At 63.6% G+C, this 22,348-nt stretch carries 19 protein-coding genes and 1 riboswitch; of the genes, 12 read left to right on the top strand and 7 right to left on the bottom strand.

The window, feature by feature from the left end; genetic code table 11:
* Positions 1 to 96: 96 nt before the first annotated feature.
* Complete coding sequence (polA, locus tag EZI54_RS16335; protein WP_131482953.1) at positions 97 to 2,814, top strand: DNA polymerase I; 2,718 nt, start codon at positions 97 to 99, stop codon at positions 2,812 to 2,814.
* 30 nt (positions 2,815 to 2,844) lie between these two features.
* Here the strand turns inward: polA and EZI54_RS16330 are convergent, their stop codons facing one another.
* The 6 genes from EZI54_RS16330 to EZI54_RS16305 form a co-directional block, all read right to left on the bottom strand.
* A complete protein-coding gene (locus EZI54_RS16330; RefSeq protein WP_131482952.1) occupies positions 2,845 to 4,635 on the bottom strand; it encodes a TonB-dependent receptor domain-containing protein in 1,791 nt (596 codons plus the stop codon).
* A gap of 145 nt (positions 4,636 to 4,780) precedes the next feature.
* A riboswitch (cobalamin riboswitch) is annotated at positions 4,781 to 4,976 on the bottom strand.
* 227 nt (positions 4,977 to 5,203) lie between these two features.
* Positions 5,204 to 5,986: an ABC transporter ATP-binding protein gene (locus EZI54_RS16325; protein WP_131482951.1), complete on the bottom strand. Its 783-nt coding sequence runs from the start codon at positions 5,984 to 5,986 to the stop codon at positions 5,204 to 5,206.
* A complete protein-coding gene (locus EZI54_RS16320; RefSeq protein WP_242674501.1) occupies positions 5,987 to 6,952 on the bottom strand; it encodes a FecCD family ABC transporter permease in 966 nt (321 codons plus the stop codon).
* A gap of 117 nt (positions 6,953 to 7,069) precedes the next feature.
* Positions 7,070 to 8,428: an OmpP1/FadL family transporter gene (locus tag EZI54_RS16315; protein ID WP_131482949.1), complete on the bottom strand. Its 1,359-nt coding sequence runs from the start codon at positions 8,426 to 8,428 to the stop codon at positions 7,070 to 7,072.
* A 300-nt stretch (positions 8,429 to 8,728) separates the two neighbouring features.
* A complete protein-coding gene (locus EZI54_RS16310; protein WP_131482948.1) occupies positions 8,729 to 9,850 on the bottom strand; it encodes a PilT/PilU family type 4a pilus ATPase in 1,122 nt (373 codons plus the stop codon).
* 62 nt (positions 9,851 to 9,912) lie between these two features.
* Positions 9,913 to 10,947: a type IV pilus twitching motility protein PilT gene (locus tag EZI54_RS16305; RefSeq protein WP_131482947.1), complete on the bottom strand. Its 1,035-nt coding sequence runs from the start codon at positions 10,945 to 10,947 to the stop codon at positions 9,913 to 9,915.
* Positions 10,948 to 11,087: 140 nt separating this feature from the next.
* On the opposite strand from EZI54_RS16305, the gene EZI54_RS16300 reads away from it, so the two are divergent.
* From EZI54_RS16300 to EZI54_RS16255, 10 genes are all read left to right on the top strand, one after another.
* Positions 11,088 to 11,798, top strand: a complete 711-nt coding sequence (locus EZI54_RS16300; protein WP_131482946.1) for a YggS family pyridoxal phosphate-dependent enzyme — start codon at positions 11,088 to 11,090, stop codon at positions 11,796 to 11,798.
* Positions 11,799 to 11,866: 68 nt separating this feature from the next.
* Positions 11,867 to 12,703 carry a pyrroline-5-carboxylate reductase gene (proC, locus tag EZI54_RS16295; protein WP_131482945.1) on the top strand — a complete coding sequence of 279 codons (837 nt, stop codon included), beginning with the start codon at positions 11,867 to 11,869 and terminating at the stop codon, positions 12,701 to 12,703.
* A 63-nt stretch (positions 12,704 to 12,766) separates the two neighbouring features.
* Positions 12,767 to 13,351: a YggT family protein gene (locus EZI54_RS16290; RefSeq protein WP_131482944.1), complete on the top strand. Its 585-nt coding sequence runs from the start codon at positions 12,767 to 12,769 to the stop codon at positions 13,349 to 13,351.
* A 320-nt stretch (positions 13,352 to 13,671) separates the two neighbouring features.
* Positions 13,672 to 15,636 (top strand): dynamin family protein, encoded by a 1,965-nt coding sequence (locus EZI54_RS16285; RefSeq protein WP_131482943.1) that lies wholly within the window; start codon positions 13,672 to 13,674, stop codon positions 15,634 to 15,636.
* A 131-nt stretch (positions 15,637 to 15,767) separates the two neighbouring features.
* Positions 15,768 to 16,916: a homoserine O-succinyltransferase MetX gene (metX, locus tag EZI54_RS16280; RefSeq protein ID WP_131482942.1), complete on the top strand. Its 1,149-nt coding sequence runs from the start codon at positions 15,768 to 15,770 to the stop codon at positions 16,914 to 16,916.
* Positions 16,913 to 17,506 carry a methionine biosynthesis protein MetW gene (metW, locus tag EZI54_RS16275; protein ID WP_131482941.1) on the top strand — a complete coding sequence of 198 codons (594 nt, stop codon included), beginning with the start codon at positions 16,913 to 16,915 and terminating at the stop codon, positions 17,504 to 17,506. Before metX ends, metW begins: the two co-directional genes overlap by 4 nt.
* Positions 17,507 to 17,532: 26 nt before the next feature.
* Complete coding sequence (locus EZI54_RS16270; RefSeq protein WP_242674500.1) at positions 17,533 to 17,991, top strand: DUF4426 domain-containing protein; 459 nt, start codon at positions 17,533 to 17,535, stop codon at positions 17,989 to 17,991.
* A 6-nt stretch (positions 17,992 to 17,997) separates the two neighbouring features.
* Positions 17,998 to 18,606, top strand: a complete 609-nt coding sequence (gene rdgB / locus EZI54_RS16265; protein WP_131482940.1) for an RdgB/HAM1 family non-canonical purine NTP pyrophosphatase — start codon at positions 17,998 to 18,000, stop codon at positions 18,604 to 18,606.
* Complete coding sequence (gene hemW / locus EZI54_RS16260; protein ID WP_131482939.1) at positions 18,603 to 19,757, top strand: radical SAM family heme chaperone HemW; 1,155 nt, start codon at positions 18,603 to 18,605, stop codon at positions 19,755 to 19,757. Before rdgB ends, hemW begins: the two co-directional genes overlap by 4 nt.
* On the top strand, positions 19,754 to 20,281 hold the full coding sequence (locus EZI54_RS16255; RefSeq protein WP_131482938.1) for a hypothetical protein: 528 nt from the start codon (positions 19,754 to 19,756) through the stop codon (positions 20,279 to 20,281). The genes hemW and EZI54_RS16255 overlap by 4 nt, the downstream gene beginning before the upstream one ends.
* 30 nt (positions 20,282 to 20,311) lie before the next feature.
* Here the strand turns inward: EZI54_RS16255 and trmB are convergent, their stop codons facing one another.
* Positions 20,312 to 21,040 carry a tRNA (guanosine(46)-N7)-methyltransferase TrmB gene (gene trmB / locus EZI54_RS16250; protein WP_131482937.1) on the bottom strand — a complete coding sequence of 243 codons (729 nt, stop codon included), beginning with the start codon at positions 21,038 to 21,040 and terminating at the stop codon, positions 20,312 to 20,314.
* A gap of 191 nt (positions 21,041 to 21,231) precedes the next feature.
* Here trmB and EZI54_RS16245 point away from each other — a divergent pair, with 191 nt between their 5' ends.
* Complete coding sequence (locus EZI54_RS16245; RefSeq protein WP_131482936.1) at positions 21,232 to 22,338, top strand: histone deacetylase family protein; 1,107 nt, start codon at positions 21,232 to 21,234, stop codon at positions 22,336 to 22,338.
* Positions 22,339 to 22,348 lie beyond the last annotated feature (10 nt).

Here is a 22,348-nt window from a genome sequence, read left to right as displayed (position 1 = left end):
CGGCTTGAAGCTGGGGACACCCTGAAAACAGGGCTCCTCCCAGCAGATTTGCACAACACAGCGATCTTCACAACCAGATTCCGGAATCCCGCACCTATGAGCCAGAAACAGACGCCCCCGGTAGTCCTTGTCGACGGATCCTCCTACCTGTTCCGCGCCTTCCATGCCCTGCCCCCGCTCACCACCAGCAAAGGCCATCCCACCGGCGCGATCAAAGGGGTGATCAGCATGCTGCGACGACTCGACCAGGACTTTCCCGGCTCCAAGGTCGTGGTGGTTTTCGACGCCAAGGGCAAGACCTTCCGTCACGAGCTCTATGCCGACTACAAGGCCCATCGCCCGCCGATGCCGGAGGACCTGGCGACCCAGATAGCGCCGATTCACGAGATTATCCACGCCATGGGCCTGCCCCTGCTGATCGTGCCGGATGTGGAGGCGGACGACGTCATCGGCACCCTGGCCTATGAAGCCACCGAGAAGGGCGTCGATGTGGTGATTTCCACCGGCGACAAGGACATGGCCCAACTGGTCAGCGACCACGTTACGCTGATCAACACCATGACCGAAACCGCCATGGACCGGGACGGCGTGGCCGAGAAGTTCGGTATCGCTCCGGAGCAGATCATCGACTACCTGGCCCTGGTGGGCGACAAGGTCGACAACATCCCGGGCGTCGAAAAGTGCGGCCCCAAGACCGCCGTGAAGTGGCTCCAGCAGTACGGAACCCTGGAAAACCTGATCGAGCATGTCGACGAGATCAAGGGCAAGATCGGCGACAACCTGCGCAACGCCCTGGACCAGTTGCCGATGAGCAAGGAGCTGGCCACCATCAAGACCGATGTGGATCTGGCCTTCGGCATCCAGGACGTCAAGCCGGACGAGGCCGACCGCGAGAAACTGCTGGCCCTGTTCCGGGAATATGAGTTCAAGGCCTGGATTGCCGAACTGAGCGACAACAACGGCGACGCCCCGGAAGACGACGACGCCACGCCGGACACGCCCGAGAAGCACTACAGCGTGGTGACCGACCAGGGCGAATTCGACACGTGGGTCAAGCGCCTGGAGAAAGCCGACCTGTTCGCCTTCGACACGGAAACCACCAGCCTCAATTACAGCGAGGCGGAAGTGGTCGGCGTTTCCTTTGCCATCGAGCCGGGCGAAGCCGCCTACGTGCCGTTTGGCCATGACTACATGGGGGCGCCCGATCAACTGGCCCGCGATACCGTACTGGGGGCACTCAAACCGCTGCTGGAAGATCCGCAGCAGAAGAAGGTCGGCCAGAACCTCAAGTACGACAAGAACGTGCTCGCCAATCACGACATCAACCTGGAAGGCATTGCCGAGGACACCATGCTGGAGTCCTACGTGCTCAACTCAACGGGCTCACGCCACGACATGGACAGCCTGGCCCTGAAGTATCTGGGCGAAGCGACCATCTCGTTCGAGTCGATTGCCGGCAAGGGCGTGAAGCAGCTCACCTTCAACCAAATCGATCTGGAACAGGCCGGACCGTATGCCGCCGAGGATGCCGACATCACCCTGCGACTGCACCAGACCCTGCGACCGCGCCTGGCGAAGGAAGGCCGCCTGGAAGAGGTTTACACCCAAATCGATATGCCGCTGGTACCGGTCCTCTCGCGCATGGAGCAGCGCGGGGTAATGATCGACACGGCCACCCTCAAGCGCCACAGCCAGCAACTGGCCGAGCGCATGGCCGAACTGGAAAAGGCGGCCCACGAGGAAGCCGGTGAGACGTTCAATCTCGGCTCCCCCAAACAACTGCAGGCCATTTTCTACGAGAAACTGGGCCTGCCGGTCGTCAAGAAAACCCCCAAGGGCGCACCTTCCACGGCAGAGCCGGTGCTGCAGGAACTGGCCCACGACTACAGGCTGCCGCACCTGATCCTGGAGCACCGCAGCCTGAGCAAACTCAAATCCACCTACACCGACCGGCTCCCGGAAATGGTCAGCTCCCGCACCGGGCGCGTGCATACCTCGTATCACCAGGCGGTGGCCGCCACCGGCCGGCTGTCGTCATCCGAACCCAACCTGCAGAACATCCCGATTCGCACCGAGGAGGGCCGCCGCATCCGCCAGGCTTTCGTGGCTCCGGACGGCTACAAGCTGGTCGCTGCCGACTACTCCCAGATCGAGCTGCGCATCATGGCCCACCTGTCCGGCGACGAAGGTCTGCTCAAGGCCTTTGCCGACGGCAAGGATATCCACAAGGCGACCGCGGCCGAGGTGTTCGGCACCACCACCGACAAGGTCACCTCGGACCAGCGGCGCAGTGCCAAGGCCATCAACTTCGGCCTGATCTACGGCATGTCCGCGTTTGGTCTGTCCCGCCAGCTCGGCGTCGAGCGCAAGCTGGCCCAGGAATACATCGACCTGTACTTCCACCGCTACCCCAGGGTTCGCCAGTACATGGACGATATCCGCAAACAGGCCCATGACCGGGGTTACGTGGAGACCCTGTTCGGCCGGCGCCTCTACCTGCCGGAGATCAACGCGAAGAACAAGCAGATGCAGCAGGCCGCCGAGCGCACCGCCATCAACGCCCCCATGCAGGGCACCGCCGCGGACATCATCAAGAGAGCGATGGTGACCGTGGAGAACTGGCTGCTGGAGGCGCACGCCAAGGAGGCCCGCATGGTGATGCAGGTACACGACGAGCTGATCCTGGAAGTGAAGGAATCGGCCCTGGACAAGGTAACCCGGGGCCTGACCGAACGCATGTCCAACGCGGCCGAGCTGAAGGTGCCGCTGCTGGTGGAAGCCGGCGCGGGGGATAACTGGGATGAGGCGCACTAGACCTCATCCCGTGTCCACCAACAGGGCCAACTAGTAGGTATAGCGCAGGCTCGCCAGTACCTGGCGGGTCTGCCCGGCATAGCCGTAGGCAGTGACGGCTTCCTGATCCAGCAGGTTGCTGACTTTCAGGCCCAGGTCCAGGGAGTCTGTCGCCGCATAGCCCAGGGTCAGGTTGGCCATCACGTAGCCCGGAAGGTGGGCATCGCCGGCCGCGGTATCGATGGAATCGGAACGGCCCAGTAACTCCAGGCTCACCTCCGCCGGGCCAAAGGTGCGGGTGCCCGCCAGCCGGCCATTCCACTTGGGACGACGCCCCAATTGGTCGCCGGTGTCGTCATCCGTGGCGCGGGTGTAACCGGCACCCGCTTCCAGTGACCAGTCGATGCCGGTGTAGGCCAGGCTGAGTTCGGAACCTTTCGCCGTCGCCTGCCCCACGTTGTAGGGGATATACATCGGGTCCAGCACCACCAGGTCGTCGAAGTTGGTGCGGTAAAACGCCAGCTCATACGTCAGGCGTCCGGCACTGCCCTTCATACCCACTTCGTAGGTTTCCGAGGTTTCCGCTTCCAGGTCCGGGTTGGCCCCGAACGGCGAATACAGATCGTTGAAATTCGGCGCCTTGAAGCCAGTCCCATAGCTGACGTAGGGCATGACCACTTCGCTCAGCATATAGCCTACGGACAGTGCACCGGTGGTTTCCTCTCCATACGCCTCATTGTCGTCGTAGCGGGCGGAGGCCTCGATATGCAGCGGCTGGTTCAACGTCTGCCATTGGGCAAACACGGCGTTGTTATAGCGGGCGTCCTCGGTGTAATCGGTCGACGCGTCCACGGATTCGTCGATGCGCTCGACGCCCAGCGTCAGCAGTTGGTAGTCCGTCAGCTCGATATCGCTTTGCAACAGGTACTGCTGACGTTTCGTTTCGTAGTCGTAGAAGGGCGCCAGGTTGATGTGGTTTTCGTTGGTCTCACGACCGAATCCCACCTGGGCACGCAGACTGATCCGGTCCGTTACCGAGTAGTCGGCAAAGACCCGGCCCGACTGCTGGATGAATTCATTCCAGTAACGCTCATCGCTGGTGCCGTAGATGCTGTCGTAGTCGTTTTCACCCTGGGCGTGCATCACATTCAGACCGAGTGACAGATTATCGCTCACCCGCTGGTCGAGGCTGGCGCTAACCGACTTGCTGTTGAAGCCATCCTCATCGCGCTGGTTGCTCGCCGGCTGGGAATCCACCCCGTCGGTGTCGTACATCGAGGCGGACAGGCTGTAGCGCGTGTCCCCGGCGGTGCCGGAGAAATGCTGCGTAAGGCGGGCAGCGCCATGGTTACCGGCACTGACTTCGGAAATCGCTTCCGGTTCCAGGGTACCGCGGCGCGTAAAGATCTGGATCACACCGCCGATGGCTTCCGATCCATACAGACTGGAACGCGGGCCGCGGACCACTTCGATGTGATCCACCAGGGCCAGCGGGATATTCTCCAACTGCGCGGTACCGGCCGTGGCACCGCCGACCTTCATACCATCCACCAGCACCAGGACATGATCGGAGTTGGAACCGCGGATAAAGACGCTGGACTGCTTGCCCGGCCCGCCGGTGTCGGTCACGGAAACCCCGGGCACGGATCGCAGGATATCCTGGATCGATGCCGCGGTACTGCGCTCGATGTCCTCCCGGCTGATCACGGTCACCGACGCATTGGTTTCGTCCACGGTCTGCGCCGTCCGTGTCGGCGTGACGACGATGGGATCCAGGGTTTCAGCGTAAAGACCGGGGGTCAGGCAGCCAACCAGCAGCCCCAGGGTCAGTTTTGATTGCATTCTCACGGGTGTGCGCCCTCAACAGAAAGAATAAGGAGTACCCGGTGAGAAGAGGGCGGGAGCGGTTCCGACAGACGGCAGGCTGGAGGGACCACCGGTGAAGCCCTCCGCTACACCGTTGCGACGCGCAGCGCTTCCCAGGAAGCACCGCACTGTGCAGACGGCCGGTCTCCGGGCTCATGGCAGTCCAGTCGAACTGGAGAACAGGTACGCCTTCCCGGATCGCAGGATCCAGTGGCCATGCACCTGTTGTGACCATTTACCGTTGCGGGGGCAGCCCTGGGATTGCACCAGGTTCCCGTTTCACTCGCTGTGCGAGCACCGCCTGCATGACTGTTCAGGATGACAGCTCTGTCATCTTTACTGCCGGGCACTCTATGCCCAGATCGGTCCCAGGTCAATCGCGGGGGCAGCCCCTATTGATGTGCCTATTCCGGGAAAGACGCGATATTCCGGTACATTCCGCAACGAGCTGGAAAAGAATAGTCCTTGCAGAACAAACGGTTGGCTTCCAGCACAATTTTGGCTTATGCCAGGACGAGAGGTGCCGGCCTGAAGGATCGCCGGCTCATGACGATGACGCCGATCGCGGAACCCAGAGTGCCCGCGCGCCCTCACCCACCCGCTCGACGGGATGGTTGAACACCCGGGCCAGCCGGTCTTCGCTCAACATGGCGGATGCCGGCCCGGCATCGTGCCCGCCGTCGGGATAGAGCAACAACACGCGGTCCGCGTGGCGCGCTGCCAGGTTGATATCGTGCACCGACATGAAGACCAGCCGCCGGGACTCATGGGCCAGGCGCTGAACCTGCGCCATGAGACGCGCCTGGTGACGCAGGTCCAGGTGATTGGCCGGCTCGTCCAGCAGCAGGACCCCGGGGTCCTGGGCCAGCAGTGTTGCCAGGGCAACCCGACGTTGCTCGCCCCCGGACAATCGATCCACCCGCACCTCGGCGAGCGCCTCCAACCCGCAAGACTGGATGGCCGATTGGATGAACGGCGTATCGGATCGCCCCAGCGCCTGCCAGCCCTGGCGATGGGCATAGCGTCCCGCGCTGACGGCTTCGGTGACGGTAAACGGGAAATCCAGCCAGGCCTGCTGCAACAGGAGCCCGATACGGCGGGCCAGCAGCTTGCGCGGGCAGCGCCGGATATCGACGCCATCGACGCAGACCCGGCCGGCGACCGCCGGCAACAGGCCCGCCAGCGTCAGCAACAGCGACGACTTGCCCACGCCGTTTTCCCCCAGCACGGCCCAGACTTCACCGGCTTCGGCCCGCAGGTCCAGCGGTTCGGCCAACGCCTGCCCGGCTCGACCAAAGGTCAGCGCATCCAGTTGCAGTGACGCCATTCAGCCCTCCCCCCGGCGACGCAGCAGGTAGAGAAACAGCGGCACGCCGACCGCGGCGGTGAGTACCCCCACGGGCAACTGCCGCGGCGCGATCAGGGTCCTGGCAAAGGTGTCGGCCAGCATCAACAGCGCACCGCCCGCCAGCAGGCTGGCCGGCACCAGGCGACGATGCCCCGCTCCCAGCCACTGGCGCATCAGGTGCGGCACCACCAGTCCGACAAACCCGATGGGTCCGGCCAGGGTGACCGCGCAGGCGGTCAGGAACGAGGCGGTAATGTAGCAGACCGCCCGCAGGCGATGGATTTCCACCCCCAACACCGCCGCCTGGTCGTCACCACGGGCCAGCAGATCCAGCGCCGGGGCCATCACCCACGCCGCCAGCAACGCCAGCGCCAGCACCGGCAGCCCCCACCAGGGCGCAACCGGCCGGGACAGGTCCCCCATCAGCCAGAACAGCATACCGCGCAGCGACTGATCCGGCCCGAGCACCAGCAACAGACTGATGCAGGCACCCCAGCCGGCGGCAATCACCACGCCGGTGAGCAGGAGCCGGTCTCCCCGGCCATACCCCCGGCCGCCACCGAGCAGGAATACGAGCAACATGCTGGCCAGACTCCCCAGGAACGCACTGCCAGAGACCCACCAGGCCTGCAAGCCCAGGGTAATCGCGCCCAGCGCCGCGACCGCCGCACCGCCGGAAATCCCCAGCACATAGGGTTCTGCCAACGGATTGCGCAGCAGCACCTGCATCAACACGCCGGCCAGCGCCAGCATGCCCCCCACCACAAAGGCGGCCACGGCCCGGGGCAGGCGCAGGTCATACAGTATGGCGGACTGCCATTCCGGTGCGTGACCGGTGAGTACCGAAACCGGGTCGAAGGTCGCCGACCCCCAGCCCAGGGCGAGACCAAAGAGCAACAGATTGAGGACCAGCAGGCATGGCAGCCAGAGACTTGAATACCGCACGATTCACCCGGAAAACGAAAGGCCCCCGAGTATAGCGGTCAGGCGCGCGTGGGTTAAGCGGGGGAGAATGGAAAGAAAGCGGGCCGGGCGGCCCGCTTCCCTGTCAGGCGACGTGGATCAGAAGGCCTTGCTGACCTGGACACCGGCGCTCCAGGCGCTCAGCTCGTAGGTCCCGGAATAGCTGGCGGCATTGCCCACCGGCTCGTCATCCACGGTGTACTCCCGCTCGTTGACGTCCACATCGTCGAACAGCAGGACACCGGCAGCCACGTCGACCGTCCAGCCACTCGGGGCATCGTTCCACTGGGTACCCAGGGTCAGCCACTGGCGGTCATTGGACGGAATACGCGCGGTACGGTAGTTCTCGTTGACCGGCGACTCATCGTAGGCATAACCCGCCTTGAAGGCCCAGGCCGGAGTCGCCTGCCAGATCGCACCGACATTCACCTGCCAGGTGTCGTTCCAGTTCTCGGAGACGTGCCCGATCAGGTCGTCATCGCCGTATTTGGGTCCACCCACGGCGGAGATGGTACCACCGTCCTCACCGCTCTCGACATCCAGGGCCTCGAAGCGGCTCCACTTGGCCCAGGTGGCGCCGGCCAACAGCGTCACCGTGTCGGTCAACCGATGCCGGATACCGAAGGTCAGGCTCTCGGGAATCTCCAGCGGGACGTTGGCGTCCTCTTTTGCCGTCACCAGATTGACGCCACTGGAGGTCACCTGCGGGAAGTTGGTCAGCGTGGCGTCACCTTCCAGATTCAGCGTGGTGCCGGTCTGGCCGGACAGGCCGATCTGGGTACGGTCCGTCAGCTCATACAGCAGGCCAAAGCTGACGGTCGCGCCAATGTCATCGCCTTCCGTATCAAAGTAACCTTCCTGGGGCAGACCGAAGTTGCTGTAGTCCTGGAACTTGGTCAGCCGGCCCTTGGCGTAGATGATGTTGACGCCAATCCCCATGGAGAAACCTTCGCCATTGTTGACGGCAATGGACGGGCTCAGGGCGATGGCGGTCAGCTCGGTCTTGTCGGCAAAATAGCGGCCGACGAAGTCGTCATCGTAATCGGCTTTCAGGCCGTAGGGCGCGTGCAGGCCGATACCCACATCGACCGTATCGTTCACCTCGTGGGTGACGAAAATGTTGGGCAGGACGGCCGGGTCGGCGATATCGCCACCGTCGCCGCCGCTGACCGGCGCACCGACATTGTTCGTGGCGCTCGCTTTGCCGTCCTTCACTTCCGCATCGATATCCAGAACCGCTGCACCGAAGGACACGTTGGTCCCGGACAACTGGCTCATACCGGCCGGATTGAAGAAGACGGTGGTGGCATTTTCAGGGTTGGCCGCCGTACCGGCATTGGCCACGCCCATGGCGCTGGCACTCTGCTCGTTCAGGGAAAAGCCCCCTGCCATGACAGCACCGGGACCGCATAGGACAGACGCCAGAATGGCGCGTGACAAGGTATTGTTGTTTCGCATGGTTATTATCTCTCCGCCTGTGGACCTGGAAATGGCCGTTTCGACCAACGCCTTGAATCGCTCATCCCGAAGGATGGGCAACTGCCACAGCACCGGTGTACTCCGGGCACATCACCGAGGCCGCGAGTATACGCACCGGGCCAGACTGCCCTCAAATGCCAAGATGACCCATTTGCGACGACATTTATTAGCTTTAACAACAACTTGAAGAAAAAGACAGTGCCTTCGTTAGCGGCACATTTATACCCAGGGCGAACGACAGGCAAGCCGGCGGTGAGGGCCGAAGCCCTCACCCATGGCTCAATCGTCCTGGATCGACAGCTTGTCGACGGTGGATGAAAGCTTGTCCGAGCCGACCGCGTCGGCACCCAGCTTGATCATCAGGCGCAGGTCGTTGGCGGAGTCGGCGTGGGCCAGGGCGTCCTCGTAGGTGATCCCCCCCTCGGCGTACAGGCGATACAGGGCCTGGTCGAAGGTCTGCATACCGGACTCGTTGGACTTGGCCATCAATTCCTTGAGCTTGTGGACTTCCCCCTTGCGGATCAGGTCCTGGGCCAGCGGGGAGTTGATCAGCACTTCGATGACCGCGCGGCGCCCCTTGCCGTCCGGCGTGGGAATCAACTGCTGGGCGACAATGGCCTTGAGGTTCAGGGACAGGTCCATCCAGATCTGGTTGTGCTGTTCGGGGCTGAAGAACTGGATAATCCGGTCCAGCGCCTGGTTGGCGTTGTTGGCGTGCAGGGTAGCCAGGCACAAGTGGCCGGTCTCGGCGAACTGGACGGCGTACTCCATGGTCTGCTTGGTCCGCACCTCCCCGATCAGGATCACGTCCGGCGCCTGTCGCAGCGTATTCTTCAGGGCCACTTCGAAGCTCTCGGTATCGATCCCCACCTCGCGCTGGGTCACGATACAGCCCTGGTGCTGGTGCACGAATTCGATCGGATCCTCGATGGATATGATGTGCCCGCGGGAATTGCGGTTACGGTGGCCGATCATGGCCGCCAGCGACGTGGACTTACCGGTGCCGGTCGCCCCCACGAAGATAATCAGGCCCCGCTTGGTCATCGCCAGGTCCTTGATGACATCGGGCAGGGACAGGTCGTCGATCTGGGGAATCTTGACCTCGATCCGCCGCAGCACCATGCCGCACAGGTTGCGCTGGAAGAAGGCGCTGACCCGGAACCGCCCGATCCCACGGGCACTGATGGCGAAGTTACACTCGTGGGATTCCTCGAACTCGGCACGCTGCCTGTCATTCATCGAGCCATAGACCAGCTCGCGGGTCTGCTCTGGCGTCAACGCGTTCTTGGTCACCGGCAACACCTTGCCATTGACCTTCATGCTGGGCGGCACGCCGGCCGTAATAAAGAGGTCGGAGCCCCCTTTTTCCACCATCAGCCGCAGCAGTTTCTCAAATTCCATGTTTCACCTGTCTGTTCCAGATCCGTATGCAGGCGACGCCAGCGCGAACGGCGCCGGCCTCATCAGAAATTGTCCGGTATCTTGGCCTTGGCCCGGGCTGCTTCCCGGGAGATCAGCCCTTTTTGCAACATCCGCTGCAGGCACTGGTCGAGGGTCTGCATGCCCAGCGAACCCCCGGTCTGGATGGCTGAGTACATCTGGGCCACCTTGTCCTCGCGGATCAGGTTACGGATGGCCGAGGTACCGATCATGATCTCGTGGGCCGCCACCCGGCCGCCGCCGACCTTCTTCATCAGCGTCTGCGAGATAACCGCCTGCAGGGATTCCGAGAGCATCGAACGGACCATGGATTTCTCTTCCGCCGGGAACACGTCAACGATCCGGTCGATGGTCTTGGCCGCGGAGGTGGTGTGCAGCGTGCCGAAGACCAGGTGGCCGGTTTCGGCGGCGGTCAGGGCCAGGCGAATGGTTTCCAGGTCCCGCAGCTCACCCACCAGGATGATGTCGGGGTCTTCCCGCAGGGCCGAGCGCAATGCCTCGTTGAAGCCCAGGGTGTCGCGGTGGACTTCCCGCTGGTTGACCAGGCACTTCTTGGATTCGTGCACGAATTCGATGGGGTCCTCGATGGTGAGGACGTGCTCGTAGCGGCTGTCGTTGATGTAATCAAGCATGGCCGCCAGCGTGGTGGACTTACCGGAACCGGTCGGCCCGGTCACCAGTACCAGCCCGCGCGGCACCGAGGCCACATCCTTGAACACCTGCCCCATCCCCAGGTCCTCCATGGTCAGGACCTTGGAAGGAATGGTCCGGAACACCGCACCGGAACCGCGGTTCTGGTTGAAGGCGTTGACCCGGAAACGGGCGACACCAGGCACTTCAAAGGAGAAATCGGTCTCGAGGAATTCTTCGTAATCCTTTCGCTGCTTGTCATTCATGATGTCATAGATCAGCGAATGGACCTCCTTGTGCTCCATCGGAGGCAGGTTGATCCGGCGCACGTCCCCGTCAACGCGGATCATGGGAGGCAGACCGGCGGACAGGTGCAGGTCGGACGCGCCCTGTTTTGCCGAAAAGGCCAACAATTCAGTAATATCCATCAGAATTCCTCGGGAGGCTCTTTCTTGATTCTGTCTGTTCTTCCGGGGTCGCGCGTCCGGCTTCCGACCAGGGGCCTGCGCCTTGTGTCGCGGCATGGACCAAGCCAGAATGGACGCCAGTTTCGACCAGAGGGTTCCAAATGGGCAGCATAGCAGACAATATGGGGGTCGTAACCCGACGCATACAAAAAGCAACAATGGCCGCAAATCGGCCTGCCGACAGTGTGCGACTGCTTGCCGTAAGCAAGCGCAAACCCCCGGAAGACCTGCGTGCGGCGGCCGCTGCCGGCCAGAAAGCGTTCGGCGAAAACTACCTCCAGGAAGCCGTGGAGAAGATGGATGCACTGGCCGACCTGCCCGATCTGGAATGGCACTTCATCGGCCCGATCCAGTCCAACAAGACGCGCGATATCGCCGCCCGCTTCGACTGGGTCCACAGCGTCGACCGGCTCAAGATCGCCCGCCGCCTGAGTGACCAGCGTCCGGACAGCCTGCCACCCCTCAACATCTGCCTGCAGGTCAACGTGGATAACGAGGACACCAAGTCCGGGGTGGCACTGGCTGACATTCCGGCACTGGCCGATGCGGTCCTGGAACTCCCCGGACTCAACCTGCGGGGCCTGATGGCGATTCCGGATCCGGACCAGCCGGAGGCCAGCCTGCGGCAGAGTTTCCGGGCCCTGGCCGACATGCTCGGGCGACTGCGCCAGGCCCATCCCGACGCCAAAGGCCTCGACACGCTCTCAATGGGCATGAGCGGCGATCTTGAGATCGCGATTGCCGAAGGGGCCACCCTCGTCCGGGTCGGCACCGCACTGTTCGGAGCCCGGGAGAATCCCCAACAGACGTAACCGGAGGTTCGCTGACGAACCTGTTATCATTTTTCCAAACCCTTTCATCAGACTGACGGAGTGCCAGCGTGAGCAAACCCCAGACGATCGCATTCATCGGTGCCGGCAACATGGCGAGCGCCATCATCGGCGGCATGATCGAGAACGGCTTCAAGGCAGAGAACATCTGGGTGAGCGCCCCGGACGACAGTCACCTGCAGAGCCTGCGCAAGCGCTTCGGCGTCAGCGTGACCACCGACAACCGCCACTGCGCCCAGCAGGCGGACATGATCGTACTGGCTGTCAAACCCCAGGTGATGCGCCAGGTCTGCCAGGACATCGCCCCGGTGGTGCAGAATACGCGCCCACTGATGGTCTCCATCGCCGCCGGGCTGGAGTGCGCCACCCTCGACAACTGGCTGGGCGGAGGACTCCCGGTGGTCCGCGTCATGCCCAATACGCCCTCCCTGGTGGGCAAGGGGTCGGCGGGGCTCTATGCCACCGACGACGTTGAACAGGCACAGCGTGATGCGGTCAGCGCCATCTTCGAAAGCATCGGCGTCGCCGTCTGGGTCGAGCAGGAAGACCTGCTGCACGCGGTCACGGCCCTCTCCGGCAGTGGCCCGGCCTATTTCTTCCTGATGCTCGAAGCGCTGGAAGACGCCGCCGTGGCCAACGGCCTCGAGGCCGCCACGGCACGCAAGCTGGCCATCCAGACCATGGCCGGCGCGGCGGAAATGGCAGGCCGGGGCCCGGACGAGCCGGCCCAGCTCAAGCGCAATGTCATGTCCCCCGGCGGCACCACCGAGCAGGCCATCAGGACGTTTGAGGATGGCGGCCTGCGCGAACTGGTCACCAAGGCCAGCACCGCGGCCTACTCCCGTTCCGGTGAAATGGCGCGCGAACTCGCCAAAGATGATGAGTAAAAGGGTAGAAAAACCCGGACACCGACCGCATTATTGACGCCGAACCCGAGTACGGAGCTTGACATGCTGGCGCAGATTGTAATTGCGACGTTACAGATTATCTCCACGTTCTACCTGACCATCGTGCTGCTGCGCTTCCTCCTGCAGCTGGCGCGGGCGGATTTCTATAATCCGATCAGCCAGTTCGTGGTCAAGGCCACGAACCCGCCGCTGCGCCCGCTGCGCAAGGTCATTCCCGGTTGGGGTGGCATTGACGGTGCCGCACTGGTGCTGGCGATCCTGATCCAGATGCTGACCTTCTTCCTGATCCTGATTACCCTCAGTGGCGGCGTGCCGGCCTTCAACCCGCTAACCCTCGTGGCCTGGTCCGTGGTGACGGTACTGGGGCTGATCGTGAAGATCTATTTCTGGTCGGTGCTGGCCATCGTCATCATCAGTTGGATCGCCCCCGGCAGTCCGCACCCGGCCATCCAGCTCATCGGCCAACTGACCGAGCCGGTCATGCGCCCGGTGCGCAACCTGATGCCGGCCGTGGGGGGGCTCGACCTGTCACCGATCGTGGTGTTCCTGATCCTCAACGTGATCTCGATCGTCATCGAGTACATGGCCCGCGGCGTCGGCCTGGGACACATCGGCGTCGCCCTGTAACGACGCCCCTCCTCCTGTCGGACCTGCGGTCATTCGGCCGCAGGCCGTCCCTTTTACAAAATGACGCAAATATATACATGGCGAAACGTGGCGCCAGTTGTCTGATTTTTCAAAGTTTCTTCAAACCCTGCCGATAACCCGACTGGAATCAGGTGCTTGAGACGGTCATACGTCACAGAGAGGCCTTTTCCGGTGGCCTACCATAGCTACAATATCCCGAGTGATTCGTGCGCCGGTGTCCGGCAATAAAACGGGGGCTGTTTCGCTGACGAGCGAACACCCGAGAAGAACAGCACACGCGCAAGCAAAAAGGCTAGCCCATGCATGCAAATGGAAGCTTGACCCACCAGGTGGAGGCCTACCACGCCTGGAAGAAGGAACTGATCCGCCAGATTTCCCGCTACCGTCTTTGGCTGCAGGACAACGACCTGTTTTCCGAAGACGTCAGCCAGCGGATACGTCGGGGGCTGGAACTGCTGATCGAGGACGAGCTGACCATAGCCTTCGTCGGCGAATATTCCCGCGGCAAGACCGAACTGATCAACGCCCTGTTCTTCTCGGAATACGGCCAGCGCATCCTCCCGTCGCAGGCCGGCCGGACCACCATGTGCCCGACCGAGCTGTTCTATGACCGCAACGAGGGCAAGGACTACCTGCTCCTGTTGCCCATCGAGACCCGCCGTGAGGACCTGTCGCTGCAGCAACTGCGCAGGCGGACCGATCGCTGGCAGCGCTACGACCTGGACGCCAGCGACCCGACGGTCATGCGCGAAGTGCTGGCCGAAGTCGCCCGGGTCAAGAGCGTGACACCGGCGGAAGCCCGCGAGCTCGGCTTCCAGGAAAGCATGCTGGAAAACGACCGCAACAACCCCGGCCACGTCCTGGTGCCGGCCTGGCGCAATGCCCAGATCAGCTTCCGCCATCCGCTGTTCGAACGTGGCCTGCGCATCCTCGACACCCCGGGCCTGAACGCCCTGGGTTCCGAGCCGGAACTGACCATCAGCATGCTGCCCAGCGCCCATGCGGTCATTTTCCTACTCAGTGCCGATACCGGCGTGACGGCCAGCGATATGACCGTCTGGCGGGAGCACATCACCACCGAAGACGCCGACCATCGCGCCGGCCGCTTCGCGGTACTCAACAAGATCGACGTCCTGTGGGACGACCTGCAGGGCCCGGAGCACACCGCCGCCTCCATCGACCGGGTGCGGGAGTACACCGCCGATCACCTCAACATCCACGCCGCCGACGTGATCCCGGTGTCTGCCAAACAGGGCCTGCTGGCGCGGGTACAGGGCAACGGCGAGCTGCTTGAGCGCAGTTGCCTGCCGGAGCTGGAAAAACTCATCATCCACCGCATCCTGATGCACAAGGAGGAGTTGATCACCCAGAGCCTGATCAACGACCTGCTGGGGATGCTCCAGAACAGCCAGGCGGCCATGCAGCACCGCCTGGACGCCCTGCGCGAGGAACTGGCCGCCTGCGGCGAGACCCACGTCGACCGGGACGCTCTCAAACGCCTGGCCGATCGCGCCCAGCAGGATTACGACTTCTATTACAAGAAGCTGATCACGCTGCGCTCGAGCCGCCGGCTGATGCAGTCCCAGGGCGAGATGCTGCAGGACCTGGTGGCCGAGGCGCGTTTCGAGGCGCACGTCGACAAGATCCGCAAGCTGCTCAACAAGAGCTGGACCACCGCCGGCATGAGCCGGGCCATGAACCATTTCTTCGAGCTGCTGGAGAACGACTTCAGCAACCTGCTGGCCGAGGGTCACCTGGCCGAGAAGATGGTGGCGTCCATCTATCGCCGGTACAACGAGGACACCCGGGCCCGGCACCTGGAGCCGATCCCGTTGCGGGCCGGTCGCCACGTCATCGCCCTGCGGGAGTTGCGCAAGAAGGCGGACCGCTTCCGCCGTAATCCCAGGAACATGCTCACCGAACAGACCCTGCTGATCCGCCGTTTCTTCAACGTCATGGTCAGCGAGGCCAGCACCCTGCATAAACGCGTACGTTCAGACGTGGAGCGCTGGCCGCAGGAAGCCCTGCTGCCGATCATGCAGTACTCCATGGAACAGAAGCAGCTGCTCGAGCACCAGATCCGCCGGGTGCGGGATTCCGTCCGCAACGAGCGCACCATGAAGGACGAGCGCAAGCGGCTGGAAGAGAGCATCGCCGACCTGCACCGGCAACTGGAACTGGCGGATAACATGCACCGCCAGATCCGCAAACCGGCGCCGACGCTGATCCAGCAGAAGGTCGTCAACCTTTCCGGAATTGCCTGATCCGGAGAACGCCGCAGCCGGCAACGGGCTGCGGCGTCTTGCAGGCGCTGCCCCCCACCTTTAAACTGCTTCGCTGGCCGGCCTTTATGCCCGTTCACCCTGCCGGCGATGTCCAGGAACCCATTGTATCGATGCCAGATTCGTTGCCGCCTGATTCCGTGGGACTGGTGGAACCCCAGACCCTGCACTTCGACGAGCCGTTGGCCCTCGCCAGTGGACAGACGCTGCCCCACTACGACCTGGTGGTGGAGACCTACGGCACACTCAACGCCGACCGTTCCAATGCGGTCCTCATCTGTCATGCCCTCAGCGGTCATCATCATGCGGCGGGCTATCACAGCCTGGACGAGCGCAAGCCCGGCTGGTGGGACCGTTGTATCGGCCCCGGCAAACCCATCGACACCAACCGTTTCTTCGTGGTGAGCCTGAACAACCTGGGCGGTTGCCACGGCAGTACCGGCCCCACCTCCACCAACCCCGACACCGGCCACTGTTACGGTCCGGATTTCCCGGTGGTGACGGTGAAGGACTGGGTCAACAGCCAGGCCCATCTGGCCGACCGCCTGGGCATCAAGCAGTGGGCCGCGGTTGTCGGTGGCTCGCTGGGCGGGATGCAGGCACTGCAGTGGAGCCTCAGCTACCCGGACCGACTGCGTCATGCCGTGGTGATAGCCTCGACTCCGCGGCTGACCGCCCAGAACATTGCCTTCAACGAGGTGGCGCGCAAGGCCATCACCTCCGACCCCGAGTTCTTCGACGGCCGCTACGCCGACCACAACGCCACGCCCCGCCGTGGCCTGATGCTGGCACGCATGGTGGGACACATCACCTACCTGTCGGACGCCTCCATGGGCGAGAAATTCGGCCGTGAACTGCGGGAAGAAGCCTACAAATTCGGCTACGACGCGGAATTCCAGGTGGAGAGCTACCTGCGCTACCAGGGCGAACGCTTCTCGGAAACCTTCGACGCCAACACCTACCTGTTGATGACCCGGGCGCTGGACTACTTCGATCCGGCCTACGACTACGACAACAACCTCGCCGCCGCCATGAGCCAGGCCCGGTGCGAGTTCCTGGTGCTGTCGTTCAGCACCGACTGGCGCTTTACCCCGGCCCGCTCCGAGGAACTGGTCAACGCCATGATCGCCGCCCGCCGCAAGGTCAGCTACGCCGAAATCGACGCCCCCTGGGGCCATGATGCCTTCCTGATCCCGACGCCGCGCTACGAGGATATCTTTACGGCCTACATGGACCGCGTGGCCCGGGAGGTGCAGCAATGAGAGCCGACCTGGAAATCATCGAGAAGTGGATCCAGCCGCAAAGCCACGTCCTGGACCTGGGCTGCGGCGACGGCACCCTGCTGGATTACCTGCAGCGGGAAAAGCAGGCCACCGGTTTTGGCCTTGAGATCAACCCGGACCACATCACCACCTGCATGGGTCGTGGTGTCAGCGTGATCGAGCAGGACCTGGACATCCAGGGGCTGGGTAATTTCCAGGACCGGAGTTTCGACGTGGTGCTGATGACCCAGGCCCTGCAGGCGGTGCGCCGCCCGGACATCGTGCTGGACGAGATGCTCCGGCTGGGCCGCGAGTGCATCGTGACCTTTCCCAACTTCGCCTACTGGCGCCTGCGCTGGTACCTGATGCGCCGCGGTCGCATGCCCGAGTCCGAGACCCTGCCCTACAAGTGGTACAACACGCCCAATATCCACCTGTGCACGTTCAAGGATTTCGAGGCACTCTGCTATCGTAAGAACATACACATCATGAACCGCACCGTCGTGGACAGCGAGCACCGCTACCGCTGGTTCAACCGGCTGTGGCCCAACATGCTCGGGCAGATTGCGATCTATCGCATCACCCGTTAGGCCGCACGACCCGCGAGGAGGTTACCATGAACCATCACATGGCCCGTCTTCAGCCGATAGTCGCCCTCTTCGCCGCCCTGCTGCTGGGCAGCGGGACGGCACACGCCGGCCAGTTCGAGCAGTTCGGCGATTACCAGGTGCACTACAGCATTTTCCCCAGCAGCTTCCTGACGGCAGAGGTCGCCAGCCGGTACGGTATCGCACGCAGCAAGACCGTGGGCATCGTCAACGTCAGCATCCTGCGCCAGGGTGAGCAGGGCCGGCTGGAACCGGTCTCCGGACAGGTCGAAGGGCAGGTGGTCAACGATGTCCAGCAACGACGGGTCCTGGGCTTTCGCCGCATCAGCGAGGGAAATGCCGTGTACTACATCGCCGAATTCCCGTTCAGCGAAGGCGAACTGCTGACCTTCGAACTGCAAGCCAACGCCCCCGGCGCGCCCGGCAACATGCCGGTCCGGGTGGCCCAGACCCTGATGAACGATTGAGACACCATGCCTGAACAGCGACTGGTACTGGCCAGCAACAACGCCGGCAAGATCCGCGAACTGGGCGACCTTCTCGCGCCCATGCATTTCCTGGTCGAGGCGCAGGGCGACCTGGGCGTTCCGGAAGCGGAGGAACCCGCCGTCACCTTCGTGGAAAATGCCCTGATCAAGGCCCGTAACGCCGCCAGTCACACCGGGCTGCCGGCACTGGCCGACGACTCCGGTCTGGCCGTCGACGCCCTGGACGGCGCCCCGGGGGTGCAATCGGCCCGCTATGCCGGCGACGGTGCCAGCGATGCCGATAACGTCCGCCACCTGCTGGACGCCATGGCCGGCATCCCGGAAGCCGGGCGTAGCGCCCAGTTCCATTGCGTCCTGGTGTACCTGCGTCATGCCCTGGACCCGACCCCCATCATCTGCCACGGCGTCTGGGCCGGCCGCATCCTGACCGAGCCCCGCGGCGAGGGCGGCTTCGGTTACGATCCGGTGTTCTGGGTACCCGGGAAGGACTGCTCGGCGGCCGAACTGGCGCGCAGCGAGAAGAGCCGCATCAGCCACCGCGGCAAGGCCCTCGAAGGACTCCTCGGCAGCCTGCGAGGCCGGGCCACACTATGAACCGCCCGGCCGGGCACGGCCAACTGCCGCCACTGAGTCTCTATGTGCACGTACCCTGGTGCGTGCGCAAGTGCCCCTACTGCGATTTCAACTCCCATGCGCTGAACGGGACCATTCCCGAGGACGACTACCTGGCCGCCCTGCTGGAGGATCTGCAGGCGGACCTGCCCGGCGTTCAGGGTCGTCCCGTCGAAACGGTCTTCATCGGTGGCGGCACGCCGTCACTGATGTCCGGTGATTTCTACGCCCGCCTGTTCGACGGCCTCGCCCGCCACCTGACGTTTGCTGGCGATGCCGAGATCACCCTGGAAGCCAACCCGGGCACCCTCGAGCAGGGTCGCTTCGAGGCGTTTCGCCGGGCCGGCATCAACCGACTGTCATTGGGCATCCAGAGCTTCGACCCCGGCCAGCTCAAGGCGTTGGGACGCATCCACGACGACCGGGCGGCCCGGGCTGCCATCGCCGCCGCCCGTGAAGCCGGGTTCGATAACTTCAACCTGGACCTGATGCACGGGCTGCCGGGCCAGACCGTGGAACAGGCACTGGCCGATCTGGACACGGCGATGGCCTTCGAGCCACCCCACCTGTCCTGGTACCAGTTGACGCTGGAACCGAATACCGAGTTCTACAGTCACCCGCCGGACCTGCCGGAAGACGACACACTGTGGCGGATCTACAGCGCCGGCAGCGACCACCTGGGCCGCGCCGGCTACCGGAGTTACGAGATCTCGGCCTGGAGCCGGCCCGGCCACGAGGCCCGCCACAACCTGAACTACTGGCAATTTGGCGACTACCTGGCCCTCGGTGCCGGCGCCCACGGCAAGCTGACGGACGGGGACAGCGGCGCGATCCGCCGCTACTGGAAGACACGCCAGCCGGAAGCCTACCTGAAACGCCTGGGCAGCCGGACGGCCGGTCAGCAACACCTGGACCGGGAAGACCTGCCGCTGGAGTTCATGATGAATGCCCTGCGGCTGGGCGAGGGCGTCGACCAGAGCCTGTTTACGAAACGGACAGGTTTACCGCTGACTGAGATTGCTGCGATACTTTCAGACCTGCGTTCAAAAGGGCTGCTGGTGCCTGACCGGCTTCAGGCAACGCCACTGGGACAGCGTTATCTCAACAGCATTCTGGAGCGATTCCTGCCATGACCGAAGGCACTCTGCCGCCAGTGCCCCGACCGCTGAAACTGCTCACCGCCAGCTCGCTGATCATGCTGTTGCTGCTGGTGGGGATCAACGTGCCGCTGGTCACCGCAGATGCCCCGCAGGGCATCATCAGCCTGCAGTTTGCCACCACCGCGGAGCAGACGCTGAATATCCTGAACAGCTGGGGCTCCGACAACAGTCACTGGGCGGTCGCCTCGCTGGCCCTGGATTTTCCCTTCGTGCTGATTTATGTCCTGACGCTGATGGCGCTGACGGACTACCTGATGAGCGACCGGCCCGGCATTCGTGAACGCCAGGCCGGTCGTTGGGTGCGCGGGCTGTTCGTGGCCGCCGGTGCCAGCGACCTGGGCGAGAATATCTGCCTGCTGACCAACCTGGCAGAGCCGGACGATGCGCTCAGCCTGGCCGCCACGGTATTCGCCATGATCAAGTTCACGGCCCTGATGATCGGGGTCGCCGGGCTGGTGGTGATCCGTGCCGCCCGGCGGCACCCGCTCAGCTACTGACGGCGGCTGCGCCGGGCCGGGGCCACGAGACTAGTTGGTGCGCCGGAACAGCAGATCCCAGACGCCGTGGCCACGCTGCAAACCGCGCTGCTCGAACTTGGTCTGGGGCCGGTCTTTCGGACGCGGCGCAAAGCCGCCTTCGGGCATGGTGTTGGCAAAGCCCTCGGCTTCGCTCATCACTTCCATCATGTGCTCGCTGTAGTTTTCCCAGTCCGTCGCCAGGTGGAAAATCCCCCCCACGCGCAGCTTGTGCCGGATACGCTGGACGAATTCCGGCTGGACCAGTCGCCGCTTATGGTGACGCTTCTTGTGCCAGGGATCCGGGAAGAACAGCATCACCCGGTCCAGGGACGCATCCGGCAGGCACAGGTCGATCACGTCATTGGCATCGATGTTGTAGATGCGGACGTTGTCCAGCCCCCGGTTCTCGACTTCCTTGAGCAGCGCACCGACGCCGGCGGTGTGCACTTCCACGCCGATAAAATCCTGCTCCGGTGCTGCTTCCGCCATGGTGGCCAGCGACTGCCCCATGCCGAAACCGATCTCCAGGTTGAGCACGGCCTGACGCCCGAAGACCTGGCGCGGGTCGATCATCCCCTGCTCCCGGGTCAGGCCGTACCTGGGCCAGCTCCGGTCATACGCCTTTTTCTGTCCTTCTGTCATCCGGCCCTGGCGCAGCACGAAGCTGCGGATACCCCGGCGCATGGTGACCGCTTCATCAGGGTTGTCGATCGGTTGACTGTCTTTCTCGTCGGTCATTGGGGCTCTCTCGTCTGATTCGATCTGCGACGCCGCGGCTATCGTCCTGGCGTCACCACTCGTAAGGGACCGCAGTGTACCAAAGCTTACGCGGACTGTGAGGAATGGACCACTTCCTCTCCCACCGCCTGAATAGCGGCTATGCTGAGAGGACACCCTTTTCCCGGAGGCACAGCAAAAGGATCAACGCCATGCCAGCCGCACACAAGGTGACCGTTTTCTTTGACGACCGGGTCCTGACCCACGCTCCGGATACCGAGGCCTCCTTCCTGCCGGCGCGTATGGACCGCCGTATCCGCCAGATTCTGGCCGGTCTCAACGTGCCCTGGCGGTACCCCGAACACCCCGGTCGCCTGACCGCCATCATGCAGTTCCTGGAAGCCAATCCGATCGAAGGCCTGCGGTTTGCCGGCGGTGCCAAGGCAAGCCCCGAACAACTGGCCCGGGTCCACACCACCTCCTACCTTAGCGAACTGTACGACCTGCGTGGCCAGAATGCCTGGCTGGACGTGGACACCACCGCCGTTTCGCCGGGCAGTATCGATGCCGCGGAAGTGGCCGCGGGAACCGCTATCACCGCTGTCGAGAGCGTGGTTTCAGGCGAGTCGGAGAGTGCGTTTGCGCTGGTGCGCCCACCGGGCCACCACGCCGAGTCGGTCCGGGCCCGCGGCTTCTGCCTGTTCAACAACGTCGCGGTGGCCGCCGCCCACGCCCAGGCCAAACTGGGATGTGAGCGCGTTCTCATCGTCGACTGGGATGCGCACCACGGCAACGGCACCCAGCAGATTTTCTGGGCCGACCCGGATGTGTTGTTTTTCGACCTGCACCGGGCCGCCCCATTCTATCCGGGTTCCGGACAGCTTGAAGAGGTCGGCGCCGGCCTCGGCGAGGGGACCACGGTCAACGTGCCGCTTCCGGCGGGCACGGGCGACGCCGCCTATCTCAAAGCCATTGACGAGATCCTGGTCCCGGCGGCGGACTGGTTCCAGCCGGACCTGGTGCTGGTATCCGCCGGTTTCGATCCGCACTGGATGGACCTGGCCCTGAACGTTTCCTACGAGGGTTTTGGTGCCATGACGGCCGGTATCCAGGCGATTGCCCGCAAGCACTGCGACGGCCGTTTGGCCCTGGTGCTGGAAGGTGGCTACAACCTGGAGTCGCTGCCCCGCGGCGTCCACGCCGTGCTGGGCGTACTGGCCGGCCAGCCGGTCCCCGAACCCGGCATTTGCGGCTTTGCCGAAGTGGAAGCCGCCGCCCGCTTCCATCACGACGCCTTCCGGTCTCCGGACACGGATTGAACCCGGTCTT

The organism is Marinobacter halodurans, assembly GCF_004327985.1.
In the GTDB taxonomy this organism is placed as follows: domain Bacteria; phylum Pseudomonadota; class Gammaproteobacteria; order Pseudomonadales; family Oleiphilaceae; genus Marinobacter_A; species Marinobacter_A halodurans.
The sequence above is the reverse complement of the archived record's forward strand: the minus strand, read 5'-3'. Positions and strand labels throughout refer to the sequence as shown.